The following is a 16,059-nucleotide window of genomic DNA, read 5'->3' on the forward strand; positions in this document are numbered from 1 at the left end:
GCCCCGGCCGACCGGGGCGGGACAGGCAGCGGGCTACCGCGTCAGGAGCGCGTCGGCGACCGCGGCCGGTACCGGCGCGAGCGGCGCGGGCCGGGTGGTGAAGGTGCCCCGGCCCTGGGTCCGGCCGCGCAGCCGGGAGGCGTACCCGAAGAACTCGGCCAGCGGGACCGTCGCCGTGATCACCGCGGAACCGGCCCCGGCGGTGGACGCCGACACCTGGCCGCGGCGGGCCGCGAGGTCACCGAGGACGCCGCCGACGCCGTCCTCGGGAACGGTCACCGTCACCTCGACGACCGGTTCGAGGAGCCCCATCACGCTCGCCCGCAGCGCCTCGCGCAGGGCGAAGCGACCGGCCGTGCGGAACGCCGGCTCCGAGGAGTCCTTGGCGTGGGTCGCCCCGTCGGTGAGCGTGACCCGAAGGCCCGTGACCGGATGGCCGCCGATCGGGCCCTCGGCGAGGGCGTCGCGGCAGCCCGCCTCCACGGCGCGCGCGTACTCCTGCGGCACCCGGCCGCCGACCACCGTCGACCGGAACTCGAATCCCACCTCCTCCAAGGGCGCCACATCAAGGACGACCTGCGCGAACTGCCCGGCCCCGCCGTCCTGTTTGACGTGCCGGTATACGAGGCCGGTCACGCCGCGCAGGACGGTTTCGCGGTACGAGACCTGGGGCCGGCCGACGGTGACTTCCACGCCCTGGTCGCGGCGGATCTTCTCCACCGCGACCTCCAGGTGCAGCTCTCCCATGCCGGAGAGCACGGTCTGGCCGGTCTCCGCGTCGGACCGCACCACCAGCGACGGGTCCTCCTCGGCGAGGCGGGCCAGCGCCGCGGCGAGCCGACCCGTGTCGGTGCTGCGCCTGGCCTCGACCGCGACCGACACCACCGGTTCGGCGACCGAGGGCGGTTCCAGGAGCACGGGTGCGTCCGGCGCGCACAGGGTCGCGCCGGGCCGGGCCGCCTTGAGACCCACCACGGCGACGATGTCGCCTGCCATCGCTTCCTCCCGTTCCTCGTGCCGGTCGGCCTGCACGCGCAGGATCCGGCCGACGCGTTCGATGCGGCCGGTCGCCGCGTCGCGTACTGAGTCGCCCTTGAGCAGGGTGCCCGAGTAGACCCGCAGATAGGTCAGGCGACCGCGCGTGGTGGCCGCCACCTTGAAGGCCAGCGCCGTGAACGGCTCCGCCGGGTCGGGCGCCCGCTCCTGCTCGACGCCGCCCGTGATGCCGCGTACCGGCGGCATGTCGGCGGGCGACGGCAGATAGGCGAGCACCGCGTCCAGCAGGGGCTCGATCCCGCGGTTGCGGTAGGCCGAACCGCACAGCACCACCACGGCGTCCCCGCTCAGGGTCAGCTCGCGCAGGGCGCGTACGAGGGTCCGCTCGGTCAGCGCCGAGGCCGCGCAGAACTCCTCCAGGGCGTCCGGATGGAGCTCGGCCACCGTCTCCTCAAGGAGGCGGCGCCTTCGGATCGCCTCGTCGAGCAGCGCACCGTCGACCGGCCCGCTCGTGCAGGTGTCGTCGTGCCACCGCAGAGCGCGCATGCGCACCAGGTCGACGACGCCGGTGAACCCGTCCTCGCGTCCGATGGGCAGCTGGACCACCAGGGGTACGGCGCCGAGCCGCTCCCGGATCGAGGCGACCGCCCCGTCGAGGTCGGCGCCCGTCCGGTCCAGCTTGTTCACGAACGCGATGCGCGGCACACCGTGCCGGTCTGCCTGCCGCCAGACCGACTCGCTCTGCGGCTCGACTCCGGCGACGGCGTCGAACACCGCGACGGCCCCGTCGAGCACCCGCAGGGACCGCTCGACCTCGTCCGCGAAGTCGACGTGGCCCGGGGTGTCGATGAGGTTGATGCGATGGCCGTCCCAGCGGCAGCTGACGGCCGCCGCGAAGATGGTGATGCCGCGGTCGCGTTCCTGCGCGTCGAAGTCGGTGACGGTCGTCCCCTCGTGCACTTCGCCCCGCTTGTGGACGGCGCCGGTCGCGAACAGGATCCGTTCGGTGACGGTGGTCTTGCCCGCGTCGACGTGGGCGAGGATGCCGAGGTTGCGGACGGCGGAGAGGGAAGAAGTCGCGGCGAGGGGTCGCGTGTTGGTGCGCATGGCCTGAGGCCCTTCGAGTGCTTTCGCTGAGGAAGCCCAGGGACGGACTGGGCAAGCTGGCAGCGCGATTCAGGACGACGAGAACCCGGTCGGCTCAGCCGTCAGGACACGGCACAACAGCACGGAGAACAAAGGGTTCTGACGATACGTCACAGAAATTCGGTGAAGGCCGCGCAGCCGTCACCGAGCGATGCGAGACACCAAAATCACGTCGTACCGGGACGGGGGAGCAACGGCCGCGGTGTGGTGCGTACGCATGACCTGGCTCCCCTTCTCTTCACTCGACGCTCGTCACTCGACATGAGGCGCGCAACGCCCTGTCGGCGGCGCGCAGTGGCGAGTGTAGGGAGCCGACCGGTCCCGGTGCACGGGGTTTTCCGGAGAACCGGGTGGACCAACGCCGTGATCAACTGGTCCCGGGTTTTCGACACCCCCACAGCACGAACCAGGACCAGCACCAGGAGACACCAGACATGAGCGCGTGGAACCAGGCCCTCGACGCCGCGGGCATCCGCGATCCCGGGCTGCGCGCCGACTACACGCGCCAGCGCGAACTCGCCGCCCGCTTCAAGCGCAGCGCCTACCTGGCCGCGCGCATGCTGCTGCCCGGACCGCTGTTCCCGCACGTGGTCGCCGCGACCGCCTTCATGCACCACAGCGACAACGTGCTCGACAGCGGCCCGAAGGACGAACGTGCGGCGGCCTACGCCGAGTGGGAGAAGCTCGTACGCGAGGGACTGGCCGGTGGCGACAGCGGCCACCTGGTGATCCGTCCGCTGCTGCACACCAGCACGGTGTTTCCCCGCCTGCGCAGCCATGTCGAGGAATATCTGCTCACCGCCCGCGCCGACCTGGAGTTCGCCGGGTTCGCCACGGAGGCGGACCACCAGGCCTACATCGACCAGTACTCGCTGCCCGCGTTCATGCTGGTCGCCTGCCTGCTCGCGCCGCAGGGCGACGCCGCGGACTTCCGCGCGGGGTGCCGTACGTACATCGACGCCAGCCAGCGCCTCGACTTCGTCAACGACCTCGCGGAGGACCTCGCCGACGGGCGGCTCACCATCCCGCGCGAGACGCTGGAGCGGTGCGGGGTCACCCGCGAGGACCTGGAGCAGGCCCGGGACCTGCCCGGCACCCGGGAGTTGATCACCTTCGTGCTCGGGCAGGCCCGCACCACCCTCGCCGCCAGCCGGCCCTTGACCGGTCTCGTCCCGGCGCAGGGACGCCCGCTGGTGCGTGCGCTGATCGCCCTCGACGAGCTCACCCTCACGGCGGCCACCGGGAAGGGCACCGGCCTGCTGAAGGGCTCGGCCCGGCCCTCGGCGCCGGGTGCGGTGCGGGTGCTGCTGCGGGAGTACGCCCGGGCCCGCCGCGTGCGGCGAGAGCTCGGCCGTGGGGAGGGCTTCGCGGCCCACGAGGCGTGACAGGAATGCCGTCCACGGCCGTGAGCGTTCCGTCCATGACCGTGGACAGCCCATTCGAGGAGACCCCCGTGCAGTCCGAGCAGTCCGAGCAGTCCGAGCAGTCCGAGCAGGAAACCATCCGCGAGATCCTCACCGCCACCGGCGACACCTGGGCCGTCGTCGGCCTCTCCTCCAACCAGCGCCGAGCCGCCTACGGAGTCGCGGACGTCCTGCAGCGCTACGGCAAGCGGATCGTGCCCGTGCACCCCAAGGCCGAGACCGTCCACGGGGAACAGGGGTACGCCTCGCTCGACGCGATCCCGTTCCCGGTCGATGTGGTGGACGTGTTCGTCAACAGCGACCTCGCCGGGGCCGTCGCCGACCAGGCCGTCGCCATCGGCGCCAAGGCCGTCTGGTTCCAGCTCGGGGTCATCGACGAGGACGCCTACCACCGCACCCGCGCCGCCGGGCTCGACATGGTCATGGACCGCTGCCCGGCGATCGAGATCCCCCGGCTCGGCTGACCGGGGCGGGTTCCGGCCGCGCATTCGACGAGTGCGGGTATGTACCACTGAATGGCACACGCTCATACTGTCGCCTACCAGACCTACGGGGAGGCACCAGTTGGGGGAGCTGATTCGTACCAGGGACGGGCGGGACTTAGCGGTCGAGAACTACGGGAACCCGCAGGGCAGACCAGTGTTCCTGCTGCACGGCACCCCGGGGAGCCGGCTCGGCCCGGCGCCTCGCAGTGCGGTGCTCTACCGCCTCGGCGTCCGCCTCATCACGTTCGACCGGCCGGGATACGGCGATTCGGACCGCCTGCCGGGGCGCCGCGTTGCGCATGCGGCGGCGGATGTGGAGGCGATCGCCGACGCTCTGGACATCGACGAGTTCGCCGTCGTCGGACGCTCCGGCGGCGCGCCGCACGCACTGGCCTGCGCGGCGCTCCTCCCGGACCGCACGGCGCGGGCCGCGGCCTTGGTGGGGCTCGCGCCGCGGGACGCCCAGGGGCTCGACTGGTTCGAGGGGATGACCGAGTCCAATGTGCGCGAGTACATCAACGCGGCTGCCGGGAAAGGGCAGTTGACGACCTCCCTGGAGATGCGGTCGATCACGATCCGTGCCGATCCGCGCCGTTCGGTCAACGACATGCGGCCCGGGCTGCCCAAGCCGGACCGGGGCATCGTCGCCGACGCGGGCATCCGGGCCATGCTGGAGCGCAACTTCGAGGAGGGGCTGCGCAGTTCGGCCGACGGCTGGGTCGACGACGTGATGGCGTTCAGCACCGACTGGCAGTTCCGTCTGGAGGACATCCACGCACCGGTACTGCTGTGGCACGGCGAGCAGGACGTGTTCGCACCGGTGCAGCACACGCGCTGGCTGGCCGAGCGGATCCCCGGCGCGCAGATGATCGTCGAGCGCGGGGCGGCACACTTCGGGGCGCTGCGGGCGCTCACCCGCGTGCTGAGCTGGGCGACTTGGTGAGTCCCGCGGTCCGAACCGGGGCAGCGCCCGGGCCCGTGGCCCGAGCACTCCCCGTCCCGCTCACACCGGCTGCGGCTCCAGGTCCCGGTTGATCCGGCGCCAGGCGCGCGCCGCTTCGGCGATCGGATGGTCCACGCCCAGCTGCTTCGCGGCCGGTTCCAGGATGGAGGACCGCAGCCGCTGGGCCTCCTCCTCCCGGCCGGCCGACCGCAGCGTGATCGCCAGGTTGGAGCGGCAGGCGAGCACATCGGGGTGAGTGGGCCCGAACCGCTCCAACAGGCCCTTGAGCGCGGTCCGTTCCCAGCGTTCGGCGAGGTCGGGGCGGCCCATGTCGCCGTAGGCGTTGGCCAGGTTGATCGCCGCGCAGAGCGTGAACGGGTGGCGTGCGCCCAGGACTTCCTCAAGGGCCGCCCGCACGTCCTCGCCGCCGCGCGCCGCCTCCTGGGCCGCACCGAGCCCGCGCTGGTAGATGTAGACGTTGTTGCGGCAGGCCAGCGTGAAGGGGTGCTCCTCGCCCAGCGTGCTCTGGTAGCCCTCAAGGGCCTGGACGGCGAGGTCGAGGGCGGCCTGCTTGTCGCCGGTCGCCGAGAAGTCGGCGGCCAGGTTGAGACAGCAGGCCAGCGCGTCCGGCGCCTTGGTCCCGTACCGGCCCCGGTAGCGGTTGTACGTTTCCTCGGTCAGGCGTTTCGCCTCGTGCGGGTGGCCCGCCTTGCGCAGGGACACCGCGAGGCTCTTGGCGGTGCGCAGCGCCTCGGGCACATCGGCGTTCAGGACCCGTTCGAACGCCGACACCACTTCCCGCAGCACCTGTACCGAGGCCACGTACTCGCCGCTCTCGCGCAGGTCCCGCCCGAGGTGGCCCTTGGTGGTGAGGGTGAAGGGGTGCTCGTCGCCCAGTAAGGCGCTGCGGCGCTCCACCGTATCCTCGTCCAGCCTGCGGGCCGCCTCGCTGTCGCCGCTGAGCCGGTAGTCGATGGCGAGGTTGTTGGCGGCGATCAGGGTGCGCGGGTGGTTCTCGCCGAAGATCTGCCGCAGCCCGTGGTAGATCCTGAGGTCGCGGGTGAGGGCCTCGTCGAACCGGCCGAGCGCGCGCAGATCGGCGGCGAGGCTGCCGGTGGTGATGAGGATGCTCGGGTGGTCGTCGCCCGGGTGGTCCTTGTGCAGGACGCTGATCTGGCGGGCGAGCGTGTCCTCGTCCATCGCCCGGGCCTCCTGGTACTTGCCCTGGGCGCGCAGCGCGTTGGCGAGCTCGAAGCGGATGTTGAGGGTCTGGAGGTCGTTCTCGCCGAGCTCGCGCGTCCAGACCTTGTTGAGCTGGGTGCCGAGCACCCGGGCGCTCTCCAGTTCACCGCGCTTGAGCAGGTAGCGGATGCGGTCGACCATGAGCTGGCGGACCTTCTCCTCGTCGCAGTCGGCGATGCCGGAGGCGCTCAGGTGCGGCCAGATCAGCTCGAAACTGGGCCAGCTCTTCGGGTCGTTGACGGGGTTGTCGCGGTCGACGCCCTCGACCGGGCGGGCCTCGGCGAGGATGCGGTGGACCTCGTGCTTGGCGGTGTCCACCTCCTCCTCGGTCAGTCCCGACCGCACCGCGGCCTGGACGAGCCGGTGCACCTGGATGCTGCTGTCCGCCGGGTCGACCTTGGCGAGCGCGAACCGGTTCAGGGTCTGGATGACCTTGCCCAGCATGTACCGATCGCGCAGATCCGAGTCGTACGGCAGGAGGGACTCGAACATCGAGTCGCTGCCGATCAGCCGCATCGAGATGGGCTCGGCGGAGAAGAACGAGCAGAGCTCCAACAGGCGTACCGCGGCCTTGGATTCGTCGCGCAGCCGGCTGATCGAGATGTTCCAGGTCGCGCCGATCTGCTCCGAGTAGTCCTCGGGCTTGCCGAGCGAGAGGACCTTGGTGCTCTGCTCCTTGAGCTGTTCCACATAGGCGTCGACGGGCGTCGCCGTCTCGGCCAGCCAGGCGGCCGCGACCTCGACCGCGAGCGGCAGGTCTCCGACCGCGTCGGCGACCCGGTCGGCGTCCGAAGCGGGGAGTTTGGTGACCCGGCGGCACAGGTGCTCGACGCTCTCGGGGCGCGTGAAGACCTCGACCTCGATGGCCTCCACCTTGGTCGAGGCCGGCTTGTTGCGGCAGGTGGCGAGGATGTGGCCGTACGTTTCACCGGAGATCGGCTCGGTCTCCTCCGGAAGGAGTTTCAGTGCCCGGTCGAGGTCCTCGACGTTGTCGAAGATCAGCAGCCAGCGGGAGTAGGGCGCGCCGCGCCGCAGCGCCTGCATCGCGGCAGTCGCGGCCTCGGCCACCACGTCACCGGCCCTGAGGTCCATCTCGGCGGCCAGCTCGGCCAGCGAGGACACCACCCGGTCGGGCTGCTCGGACTCGATCCACCACACCAGGTCGTAGTCGGCGCGGAAGCGGTGCGCGTACTCGCGGGCCACCTGCGTCTTGCCGACGCCGCCGAGCCCGTACAGGACCTGCGGGAAGCGCTGAGCGGAGCGGCTGTCGCCACGCAGCTGGTCGCGCAGCTTCTCCAGGACGGAGGTGCGGCCGGTGAACCAGGCGTGCCGGGGCCGTACGTTCCAGATCTTGGGCACGCTGCCCGGATAGCGGGGCCCGGCCGGCCCGGCCGCGAGGGCGTTGACCGCCTCGGCCCGGTCGAGAGCGTGCAGCACGGCGGCCCCCGCGTCGTTCTCGTCGAGGCGTACGAGGTCGATGAGGCCGCGGCTGCTGAGCGGCGGGGCGAGCCGTACGTCGCCGACCCGCACCGGGAGTATCTGGCGCCGCCCGCCGGCCGCGTCGAGGCCGGCGCCGGTCTCCCAGAAGCCGCGGGCGCGCTCGGTGTTGAGGTAGGCCTGCGAGACGACGGGGATGACGCGGTATCCGGTGCCGGAGGTGAACTCGGCCTCCGCGGTGGCCGCCCGGGGTGTCCGTACGTCGATGGGCACGACGTGGAACCCGCCGACGGTCAGCACGTGCACCAGCCAGTCCGCCCACATCTGGTCCTCGGCGACATGGGTGAGGACCACATTGGACGGCGGCATGGGCCTGCGCCGGGTGTAGGCGGCGACATGGGTGAGCCGGTCGGCCTCGTCGATGGGCGGCAGCGAGTTCACCAGGCCGCCGGTGAGGACGGAGGTGAGCCGTTCGCAGGCGCTGAGCATGGAGCTGCTGACGTTGGGCGCGTCGCCGAAGGTGGCCAGGATCTCTTCGTAGGCGTAGAAGGGGCGGTAGGGAACCTCCACCGTGCCCCAGTAGTTGGCGAGTTCCTCGGTGCTCAGTCCGCTGGGGAAACCGGGGAAGCTCTCGCGGGCGAGCGCCCGGCCGGCGTCCGCCTTCTCCTTCTCGCCGTCGTCGATGCGCATGGGGACGGGCAGGATGCGGATGCGCCGCTCGTGGTAGCGCTCCTCGATGTCGCGGGCCACCGCCGAGGCGCCGTCGATGCTCTGGTCGCTCAATGTGAAGCAGACGACGAGGACTTCGGGCATCTGGACGGTGCAGATGTCGGCGATGTCGCTCAGGCCCGTACGGCTGTCGATCAGGGTGTAGTCGTAGTGGCGCTGCATGTCGTCGCGCATCGCGTCGAAGAACTGGCCGCCGCCGAACCGCTCGTGGAAGTCGTCCCAGTCCATCTTGCCCACGATGGACGGGTAGTCGCGGTTGCGCCGCCCCGCCGAGAGGAAGTCCAGGCTGCCGCCCTGCGGGAAGTTCCAGTTCAGGGAAGTGGCGTGCGGGCGCACCCGGGCGTAGTCGCGGTGCCAGTCGGGGGCGCGGTCGGCGGGGCGCCGGGCCTCGTCCTGGTAGTCGGTGATCAGGTTGATCAGGCCCGGGGTCGCCTCCAGGTCGGCGAGGTCGAGGAAGGGGTGGAAGAACCGGTGCAGGCCCGGCGCCTCCAGGTCCCAGTCGACCGCGAGCACCCGGTATCCGTTGGCCGCCAGGATCCATGCGCAGTTGGCCAGCGCCATGGTCCGTCCGGTGCCGCCCTTGTACGAATAGAACGTGACGACGGTCCCGTTGCGGTTCTCAGTCATCTGATGAGCCCTCCGCCTTATCACCGTTGTTCTTGCCCTGGTCCGTGCTCTGACCGCGGCCACCGGGGCCACTGACGCCGTAGCCGATGCCGCGCGGAAGCACCCGGGGCATCGGCCCACCGCTTCCGGGCGGTGGATAGGTCGGCGCGTTGGCCTCGTAGTATCTGACCGCCGACTTCACGGCCCCCGGGATCGCCTTGCTGAAGGCTTCCAGTGTGGGCAGTCCGGCGCTCGGTGTGCGATGTCCGTCGCTCTCGTCGACCCGGGTGGCGAGCGCGTCGTCGGTCTGCCGCGACAACTCGCCGTCGTGCACCCGGGTTTGGGGGTCGGCCTCGCTGCCCGGAACCATGACGCTGATCCAGGGCCTGGGCGTGGCGCACAGCTGGGCCATCAGTTCGCGGCGGCTCCGGGCGTCCAGGGCCCAGCGGTCGAGCAGCAGCAGACCGGGCCCGGCGGGCGGCTCCGAGTCGAGGAGCCGCTCGGGCTCGGCCTCGAAGTCGCTGAGGTGCACGGTGTATTCGTCCAGGCCGCGTACGACGTCGACGGTGTGGTCGGCGAGCGGTCTGGAGGAGGCCGGGTGGTACGGGTTCCAGTCGAGGGCCTCGGATCCGTAGCAGTCCGGGCTGCGTCCGGTCGGGAGGGTGGATCGCGAACAGGCCAGGACGGAGACCTCCAGTTCACGGGCGGGCTCGCCGGCCGGCCCGAAGGCGGGCGGCACCTTCGCGTAGTCCTGGTGCGGGTCACCGGGCTCCAGGCGGATCTGCTGGGCCACGCTCACGATGCGTTTGGCGAGCTGGTAGACGGCGCGTTCGTACTGGTCGCGCAGGTAGTTGAGCTTGATGAGGCCGTAGAAGCCCTCGTCGGCGTACTCGTCGCCGAAGGTGGCGTGGTTGAACTGGAGCCGCTCGGCGGGCTGCGGCAGCTGTCTGGTCGGCACGGGCACCCACAGCGCGGGCACGATTCCGGTGACGGGGTTGCTGTTGTTGTGGCTGTTACGGGGGTTCTGGGCGGCGGCCCGGCTGGAGAAGGCGAACCACTCCCGGCCGCACTGTTCGCTGAGGAAATAGCGCGGCGAATAGAGCGGCACGAACACCTTGCTGAACGCCAAAGCGTCCGAGAGCCGTTCCTGCCATCCCTCGCCGGGCTGCATCTGCTGGTCCATGAAGCCGGCGCTGCCGGCCGGCAGGGACGTCAGCTGCATCACATGGGCGCAGAGGTCCCGGAAGAAGCGCTCTACCCAGAGGTTGGGGTTTCGCTCCTTGGGGTCGCTCTTCGGCGTGTGCGCGTAGCTGAGGAAGAAGTACGGCTTCTGCTCGTCGCCCCCGGCCCCCACTGATTGCACCACTGTCTCCCCCGGTCCAAGTGGATGGGTCCTCAGTGTAGGAACGGAGGATTCTCCGGCGGAACAGAACGAACAAACCCAATGGTTGATCCACTCACGGAGTTTCGATCAGATCATGACCGAAATCATGCGTCGCCCGGTGAGTGGATCAATCAATTAGCGGGAGAATTCACTCAATTCGAGGGGGAATTCCCTCAGCGCGAGGCTTGGACGCGGGCCTTCCACTCGGCCCGATGGCGCTTCGCGGAGTCGGCCGCAGCGGTGAGAGCGGCCCCCGAGACGGGTTCGTCCAGCCAGCCGCGCACCGTGTGGCCCATGCTCCCGACGAAGCGCTGTCCCAGGTCGGTGAGGGTTCCCGAGCCGAGCAGCTCCTCGACGGCCTCCGCCGTCTGCTGGCGCCAGCGGGCGAACTGCGCCTCGGCGGTGCCGCGTTCGCAAGCCCCCTCAGCGGTCGCGCGGCGCACCCGCCAGAAGTCGGTCACCGCGATGTGGGCGTACGTTCCCTGGAGCAGCCCGCCGATCGGCCGCGGATCGTCGCGCCAGGGGGCGTAGTACAGGTTCCGGTCGGCCTTGTCGTACAGGTCGACGGCGTCCAGGACCGCGGCGAGCTTCACGTGCTGGAACTCGTGGACGATCAACAGGGCGAGCTGGTCGGGCGATGCTGGCCTGGCGACCCCGATCGCACCCCAGGCCTCCCTGCAGGCGGCGCTGACGTTGCTGCCGTCCGGTGCGTGCAGCGGGGTGATCAGACGCAGTCCCGCGGCCACGCCGTCCGCGTAGGAGGGCAGTTCGCGGCGGATCAGGGACCAGGCGCCGGTCAGGTCCTCGGCCCACAGCTTGGCCTCGTCGGCCGCGAGCCGCGCGGAGACGGGCCACTTGTGGGCGTCCCGCAGCGGGTCGGTGTCCTCGATGGCCACGCTCCAGCCCTCGCCCTCGAAGAGGCGTACGGGGTGCCAGTGCGGGGTCGGCCCGTCGAGGCCCTCGTGCCAGCCGATGTCGAGCCGCCCGGAGCCGGCCCGCACCGTGAACCCGTCGGCGCCCGCGGTCACTTCGGCGCGGCCGGCCCCGCCGTCGAGCCGTACGCCGCCGAGCCCGGGCAGCCGCAGGGTCCCGCCACGCAGCGGCACGGAGACCTTCTGGCCGAGGCGGGCCCGCAGCACCGTGGCGGCCGCGATCTCGGCGAGGCCGCCGGCGGGGGCCGCCCGGCCTTCGAGCACGCTCAGGGCCCACGGCCGGGTGTAGGGGTGGGCGAGGACGGCGTCGAGTTCGGCGGGCGCCTCGGCGTCCAGGTGGGTCAGGAGCTCCCAGGCCTCGGCGCCTTCGCGGTCGGAGAGCGCGATGTGTTCACTGACGGCGGCGAGCAGCTCCTGGTTGATCTCCAGTTGCGCCGCCGCGAGGCGCGCGACGGTCTCCGCGCCACCGAAGCCCGCGGCCAGAGCCTCGAAGTCGCCCTGATCCAGGGGCAGTTCGGAGGGCGTCGGCGTCAGTGCGGGCACGGCCGCCTCCCGGTTTCGGATGGTGGTGACCAGTGTCAGCAGGTCGGGGCAGAACACGGAGGGGTTGTCGAACCCGTTGCCGGTGCGGTAGCGGTGGGCGTAGAGGCCGCCGCCGCAGGACTGGACTACCGGGCAGCTCCGGCACTGGTCGCAGAGCTGCTCGATGCCCTGCTGGCGGGCCAGCATGCCGGGGTGCTGGAGCACGTCGTCGAGCGAGTGCGTGAAGACGTCCATGCCGGTGGCCGGGGCCCCGTCGTACGACGTCTTGAGGCTGTCGGCCTGCTCGAAGGTGCCGTCGGTCTCGATCACGACGAGGTCGGCCGGGGCGAGCCCGAGCGATTCCGTGAGGCTGCTCTCGCCGCGCAGGGTGCGCAGTACGGAGTCGAAGATGCGGACCGGCACGGGCCGCCCCGCCGCGTCCCAGCGCCGGTAGATCGCGTCGAGCCACTCGGCGTAGGGCGTGGCAGCGCCGTCGGGGCGGGGCGGCGGGGTGTCCCAAGTGGCGTGCGGGAGGAGGAAGTCGATGCGGGGCGGCGCGAGTTCGACGAGCGCGTCGTAGACGGCGACCGGGTCGTTCGCCACGTCGATGGTGCAGAGGAGTCCGGCGAACAGGCGCCGGTAGCGCGGGCGGTTGAGGAGCTCCACCGCGCGGATGACCTTGGCGTGGCTGCTGCGGCCGTCGGAGTAGCGGCGGTGGCGGTCGTTGGAGGCCTTGTCGCCGTCGAGGGACACCCCGACCTTGATGCCGAGTTCGAGGAAGAGGTCGCAGAACTTCTCGTCGAGGAGCACGCCGTTGGTGTGCATGCGCAGATCGAGCGCGCTCACCGAGCGCAGGGCCCGCTGGAGTTCCTCGGCGGCCCGCCGGATCCGGTCGGGCCCGGCGAGCAGGGGCTCGCCGCCGTGCAGAACGACGTGGACCGTGGGGAGTTGGTGACGCCTGGCGTGCTCGGCGATCCGGTCCGCCACTTGCGCCAGGATGTCCTCGGAGACGGCCCGGGGCCGCCCGCGCCAGCTCGTGTCCGCGTGTTCGTAGACATAACAGTGATCGCAGGCCAGATCGCAGCGGCTGTGCACCTTCAGCACGAACTGCGACAGGGCAGGCTGAATCGGCCGGTCGGTCCCGTCCATGGGGGGAGTCGTTCCGCCCGTCAGAGCGCCGACTGGAAGGCGGAGGTGCCGGGAACGCCGACGCTGCCGCCCGCAGTCATCACCCTGGTCAGGCTCGCCGGAGCCTTCCCGGCACTCTGCGCCGCTGCCCGCTTCACCAGCGGCTGCCGCCTGCTGGCCGGCCTGTGCGGGGCGGGGCCGGGCCGTTCGGCCGCCGAGACGAGAGCTTCCACGTGAGCGCCTTTCGGATCGTAGCGCCGTTTTCGCAGCAAGGTCTTCCTGGATCACTGCACAGAACACGGCTCGTAGAACATTGCATGGGCTTTTCACAGGTCGTGCAATTCGGCCGCACGCCGTGCCCATGTGCGCTCATGCGCCACGAGCGACTGGTCCGACCACTGCCGCCTCCCCGGGAGACCACAACTGCGTTGACCTGTGCCCAGGTTCGGCGTTGGCGCCAAAACCACCCGCACGAGTGGTTTCGTCCGAGATGAACTCCGCTTTCGTCGCCTCCTCGGTCGCGAGGGTGACGAGAGTCAGCCTCCACCCGACTCGGCCCTGAACACCAGATACAAGGCCAAAATCGTCCAGAACGCGAGGGTGAACCGATCAACGCGAGGTTGAACCGATCACGGTGCGCGCCCCGAGGGCGCACACCGGCTCACATTCGGGCTCGGGATCCCGTTTCGCCGTCCTGACAAGCGTACGGCCCGAAAGCCAACAGGCCGTCCCCGTAAGGCGGTTGAGCGTCTCAGCGTTCGAACGGGACCGAGATCGCCATCGTCATCGCGACCGGCTCGGAGCCCCGATTCCCGTACGTGTGCGCCGCGTTGGCCTCGAACGATGCCGAATGGCCCGCCGGGACCGAGTAGTCGACGCCGTCCACGACGAGGGTCAAAGTGCCTTCCGTCACATGGATCAGCTCGACCGTGCCGGCCGGATGCGGGTCCGACGCGCTGGCGTCCCCCGGCATCAGACGCCACTCCCACATCTCCAGCGGGCCCGGCGCCTCGGTCCCGGCGAGCAGCGCGCTGTAGCTGCCCTGCTCCGTGGACCAGAGCCGGACGACCTGCTCGGGCAGGACGATGCGGACCTTGGGGCCGCTCTCGTAGTCGAGCAGGGTGGTGATGCTCACGCCGAGCGCGTCACCGATCTTCACCACGGTGCCCACGCTGGGATTCGTCCGGGCCTGCTCGATCTGGATGAGCATGCCGCGGCTGACCCCGGCGCGGGTCGCCAGCGCGTCCAGCGTGAAGCCGCGCTCTGTGCGCCAGCGCTTGACGTTGCGGGCCAGTGACTGGGTCAGCAGTTCGAGGTCCGACACATTCCGTCCATGAGGTGGGCCCCAGAGAGGCCGTCCAATATTTTTGATGACAGAGTTCAATATGCTGCACTACGGTGGAGTGCACCCCATTGAATCCCCTGTGTCACCGCACTGTACTGCGAGGCCCCCCATGACAGCACTGTTCGCCCTGGCCACCAGCCTCCTGTGGGGCCTGGCCGACTTCGGCGGCGGGCTGCTCACCCGGCGCATACCCGCGCTGACCGTCGTGGTCGCCTCGCAGTCGGTCGCCGTGGTCGTGCTCGGTGCGGTCGTCGTCGCGACCGGCGGCTGGCACGAGGCGGGCCCGCAGCTCTGGTTCGCGGTCGCGGCGGGCGCCGTGGGCCCGGTCGCCATGCTCAGCTTCTACAAGGCCCTCGCGCTCGGCCCCATGGGCGTCGTCTCGCCGCTCGGCTCCCTCGGCGTCGCGGTGCCGGTCGGCGTCGGGCTCGTCCTCGGCGAACGCCCCGGCATCCTTCAGTTCGCCGGGATCGCGGTGGCCGTGGTGGGCATCCTGCTCGCGGGCGGCCCGGAGTTCCGCGGCGCGGCGGTGCGCCGCCAGGCCGTCCTGCTCACGCTGCTCGCGGCCTTCGGCTTCGGTGCGGTGATGGCGCTGATCTCCGAGGCCTCCACGACCGTGACCGGGCTCTTCCTCGCGCTCTTCGTGCAGCGCGTCACCAACGTCGCCGTCGGCGGCGGCGCCCTGTTCGTCTCGGTGCGGCGCGGCGCCCGCGCCCTGCCCGAGGACGGCGGGCTTCACCTGGTCCGGCTCTCGCTGCCCGCGCTCGCCTTCGTGGGCCTGGCCGACGTGGCCGCCAACGGGACGTACTCGATCGCCGCACAGCAGGGCCCGGTCACCATCGCCGCGGTGCTCGCCTCGCTCTACCCGGTGGTCACCGCGCTGGCCGCGCGCGGGGTACTCAAGGAGCGGCTGCGCATGGTGCAGGCGGCGGGCGCGGGTCTGGCGCTCGTCGGCACCGTGCTGCTCGCGACCGGCTGATCAGGCCTCTTCGGTGGTCAACTCTGCGATGGCAAGCAGCTGTTCAGGGGTGACGCCTTCCGGGATGGGCACCGGCGCGGGCGTGCGCAGCGGCGGCTGCCAGCCGTTCTCCTCGTCCCAGGTGCGGACGATCCGCGCGGGCGCCCCGGCCACCACCGCGTGGTCGGGCACCTCACCGCGTACGACCGCGCCCGCCGCCACGACCACGTTGCGGCCGAGCCGGGCGCCGGGCAGCACCACGGCGCCCGTGCCGAGCCAGCAGCCGGGCCCGATCTCCACCGGCTCCATGCGGGGCCACTGCTTGCCGACGGGCTGGTGCGGATCGTCGTAGCTGTGGTTCGTCGAGGTGATGTAGACGTACGGGCCGCAGTACGTGTCCGAGCCGATGGTGACCGTCGTATCGGCGATGACATGGCTGCCCCGGCCGAGCACGACCCCGTTGCCCAGGGTCAGTATCGGCTCCGCGCCGAGGTCGAGGCCGGGCATCATCCCGGCCGTGAGGGTGACCTGTTCGGCGATGATGCAGTGGTCGCCCAGCTCGATCCAGGGCTCACCGAAGACGGTGCCCTGCGGGAAGGCGAGGCGGGTTCCGGCGCCGATCCGGCGGAAGCGCAGCTTCCCCGGGTGTTCGGCGGTGACCGCGCCGGCCTCCTTGATCCAGCCCCAACCGCCGTGGACCGCACGGGAGGCGATCCTGCGCCGCCAGGCGGTCAGCGATGAGAACGTGTTTCTGTTCTTGGGCACCCGCACACGGTACTCATCGC

Annotated in this window: 11 protein-coding genes; 5 read left to right on the forward strand and 6 right to left on the reverse strand. The window is 71.0% G+C overall.

The genetic code is table 11. The annotated features are described in order from the left end of the window. Positions 1-33: 33 nt before the first annotated feature. Positions 34-2,103 carry an elongation factor G gene (gene fusA, locus ADK54_RS04765; RefSeq protein ID WP_053724241.1) on the reverse strand — a complete coding sequence of 690 codons (2,070 nt, stop codon included), beginning with the start codon at positions 2,101-2,103 and terminating at the stop codon, positions 34-36. A 473-nt stretch (positions 2,104-2,576) separates the two neighbouring features. Here fusA and ADK54_RS04770 point away from each other — a divergent pair, with 473 nt between their 5' ends. The 3 genes from ADK54_RS04770 to ADK54_RS04780 all read left to right on the forward strand — a co-directional run bounded on the left by ADK54_RS04770 (position 2,577) and on the right by ADK54_RS04780 (position 4,994). Then, the gene (locus tag ADK54_RS04770) at positions 2,577-3,527 is read left to right on the forward strand and encodes a phytoene/squalene synthase family protein (protein ID WP_053724242.1); all 951 of its coding nucleotides are present in this window, start codon (positions 2,577-2,579) and stop codon (positions 3,525-3,527) included. A gap of 35 nt (positions 3,528-3,562) precedes the next feature. After that, complete coding sequence (locus tag ADK54_RS04775; RefSeq protein ID WP_078966125.1) at positions 3,563-4,030, forward strand: CoA-binding protein; 468 nt, start codon at positions 3,563-3,565, stop codon at positions 4,028-4,030. A 100-nt stretch (positions 4,031-4,130) separates the two neighbouring features. Then, positions 4,131-4,994 (forward strand): alpha/beta fold hydrolase, encoded by an 864-nt coding sequence (locus ADK54_RS04780; protein ID WP_078966126.1) that lies wholly within the window; start codon positions 4,131-4,133, stop codon positions 4,992-4,994. Positions 4,995-5,054: 60 nt separating this feature from the next. Here the strand turns inward: ADK54_RS04780 and fxsT are convergent, their stop codons facing one another. From fxsT to ADK54_RS04795, 3 genes are all read right to left on the reverse strand, one after another. Next, entirely contained in the window at positions 5,055-9,029 is a 3,975-nt protein-coding gene (gene fxsT / locus ADK54_RS04785; protein WP_053724243.1) for an FxSxx-COOH system tetratricopeptide repeat protein, read from the reverse strand. After that, complete coding sequence (locus tag ADK54_RS04790; RefSeq protein ID WP_078966129.1) at positions 9,022-10,371, reverse strand: TIR-like protein FxsC; 1,350 nt, start codon at positions 10,369-10,371, stop codon at positions 9,022-9,024. Before ADK54_RS04790 ends, fxsT begins: the two co-directional genes overlap by 8 nt. Positions 10,372-10,565: 194 nt before the next feature. Beyond that, positions 10,566-12,995 carry an FxsB family cyclophane-forming radical SAM/SPASM peptide maturase gene (locus ADK54_RS04795; RefSeq protein WP_053724244.1) on the reverse strand — a complete coding sequence of 810 codons (2,430 nt, stop codon included), beginning with the start codon at positions 12,993-12,995 and terminating at the stop codon, positions 10,566-10,568. A gap of 45 nt (positions 12,996-13,040) precedes the next feature. Here ADK54_RS04795 and ADK54_RS45650 point away from each other — a divergent pair, with 45 nt between their 5' ends. After that, positions 13,041-13,211, forward strand: a complete 171-nt coding sequence (locus ADK54_RS45650; protein WP_159047625.1) for a hypothetical protein — start codon at positions 13,041-13,043, stop codon at positions 13,209-13,211. A gap of 514 nt (positions 13,212-13,725) precedes the next feature. On the opposite strand, the gene ADK54_RS04800 is transcribed toward ADK54_RS45650, so the two are convergent. Further along, positions 13,726-14,298, reverse strand: a complete 573-nt coding sequence (locus ADK54_RS04800; protein WP_053724245.1) for a helix-turn-helix domain-containing protein — start codon at positions 14,296-14,298, stop codon at positions 13,726-13,728. 130 nt (positions 14,299-14,428) lie between these two features. Between ADK54_RS04800 and ADK54_RS04805 the strand changes: the two genes are divergently transcribed. Beyond that, positions 14,429-15,295 carry a DMT family transporter gene (locus tag ADK54_RS04805; protein ID WP_053724246.1) on the forward strand — a complete coding sequence of 289 codons (867 nt, stop codon included), beginning with the start codon at positions 14,429-14,431 and terminating at the stop codon, positions 15,293-15,295. On the opposite strand, the gene ADK54_RS04810 is transcribed toward ADK54_RS04805, so the two are convergent. Continuing rightward, on the reverse strand, positions 15,296-16,039 hold the full coding sequence (locus tag ADK54_RS04810) for an acyltransferase (RefSeq protein WP_053724286.1): 744 nt from the start codon (positions 16,037-16,039) through the stop codon (positions 15,296-15,298). Between the last annotated feature and the right edge of the window lie 20 nt (positions 16,040-16,059).

Source organism: Streptomyces sp. WM6378 (genome assembly GCF_001279695.1).
In the GTDB taxonomy this organism is placed as follows: domain Bacteria; phylum Actinomycetota; class Actinomycetes; order Streptomycetales; family Streptomycetaceae; genus Streptomyces.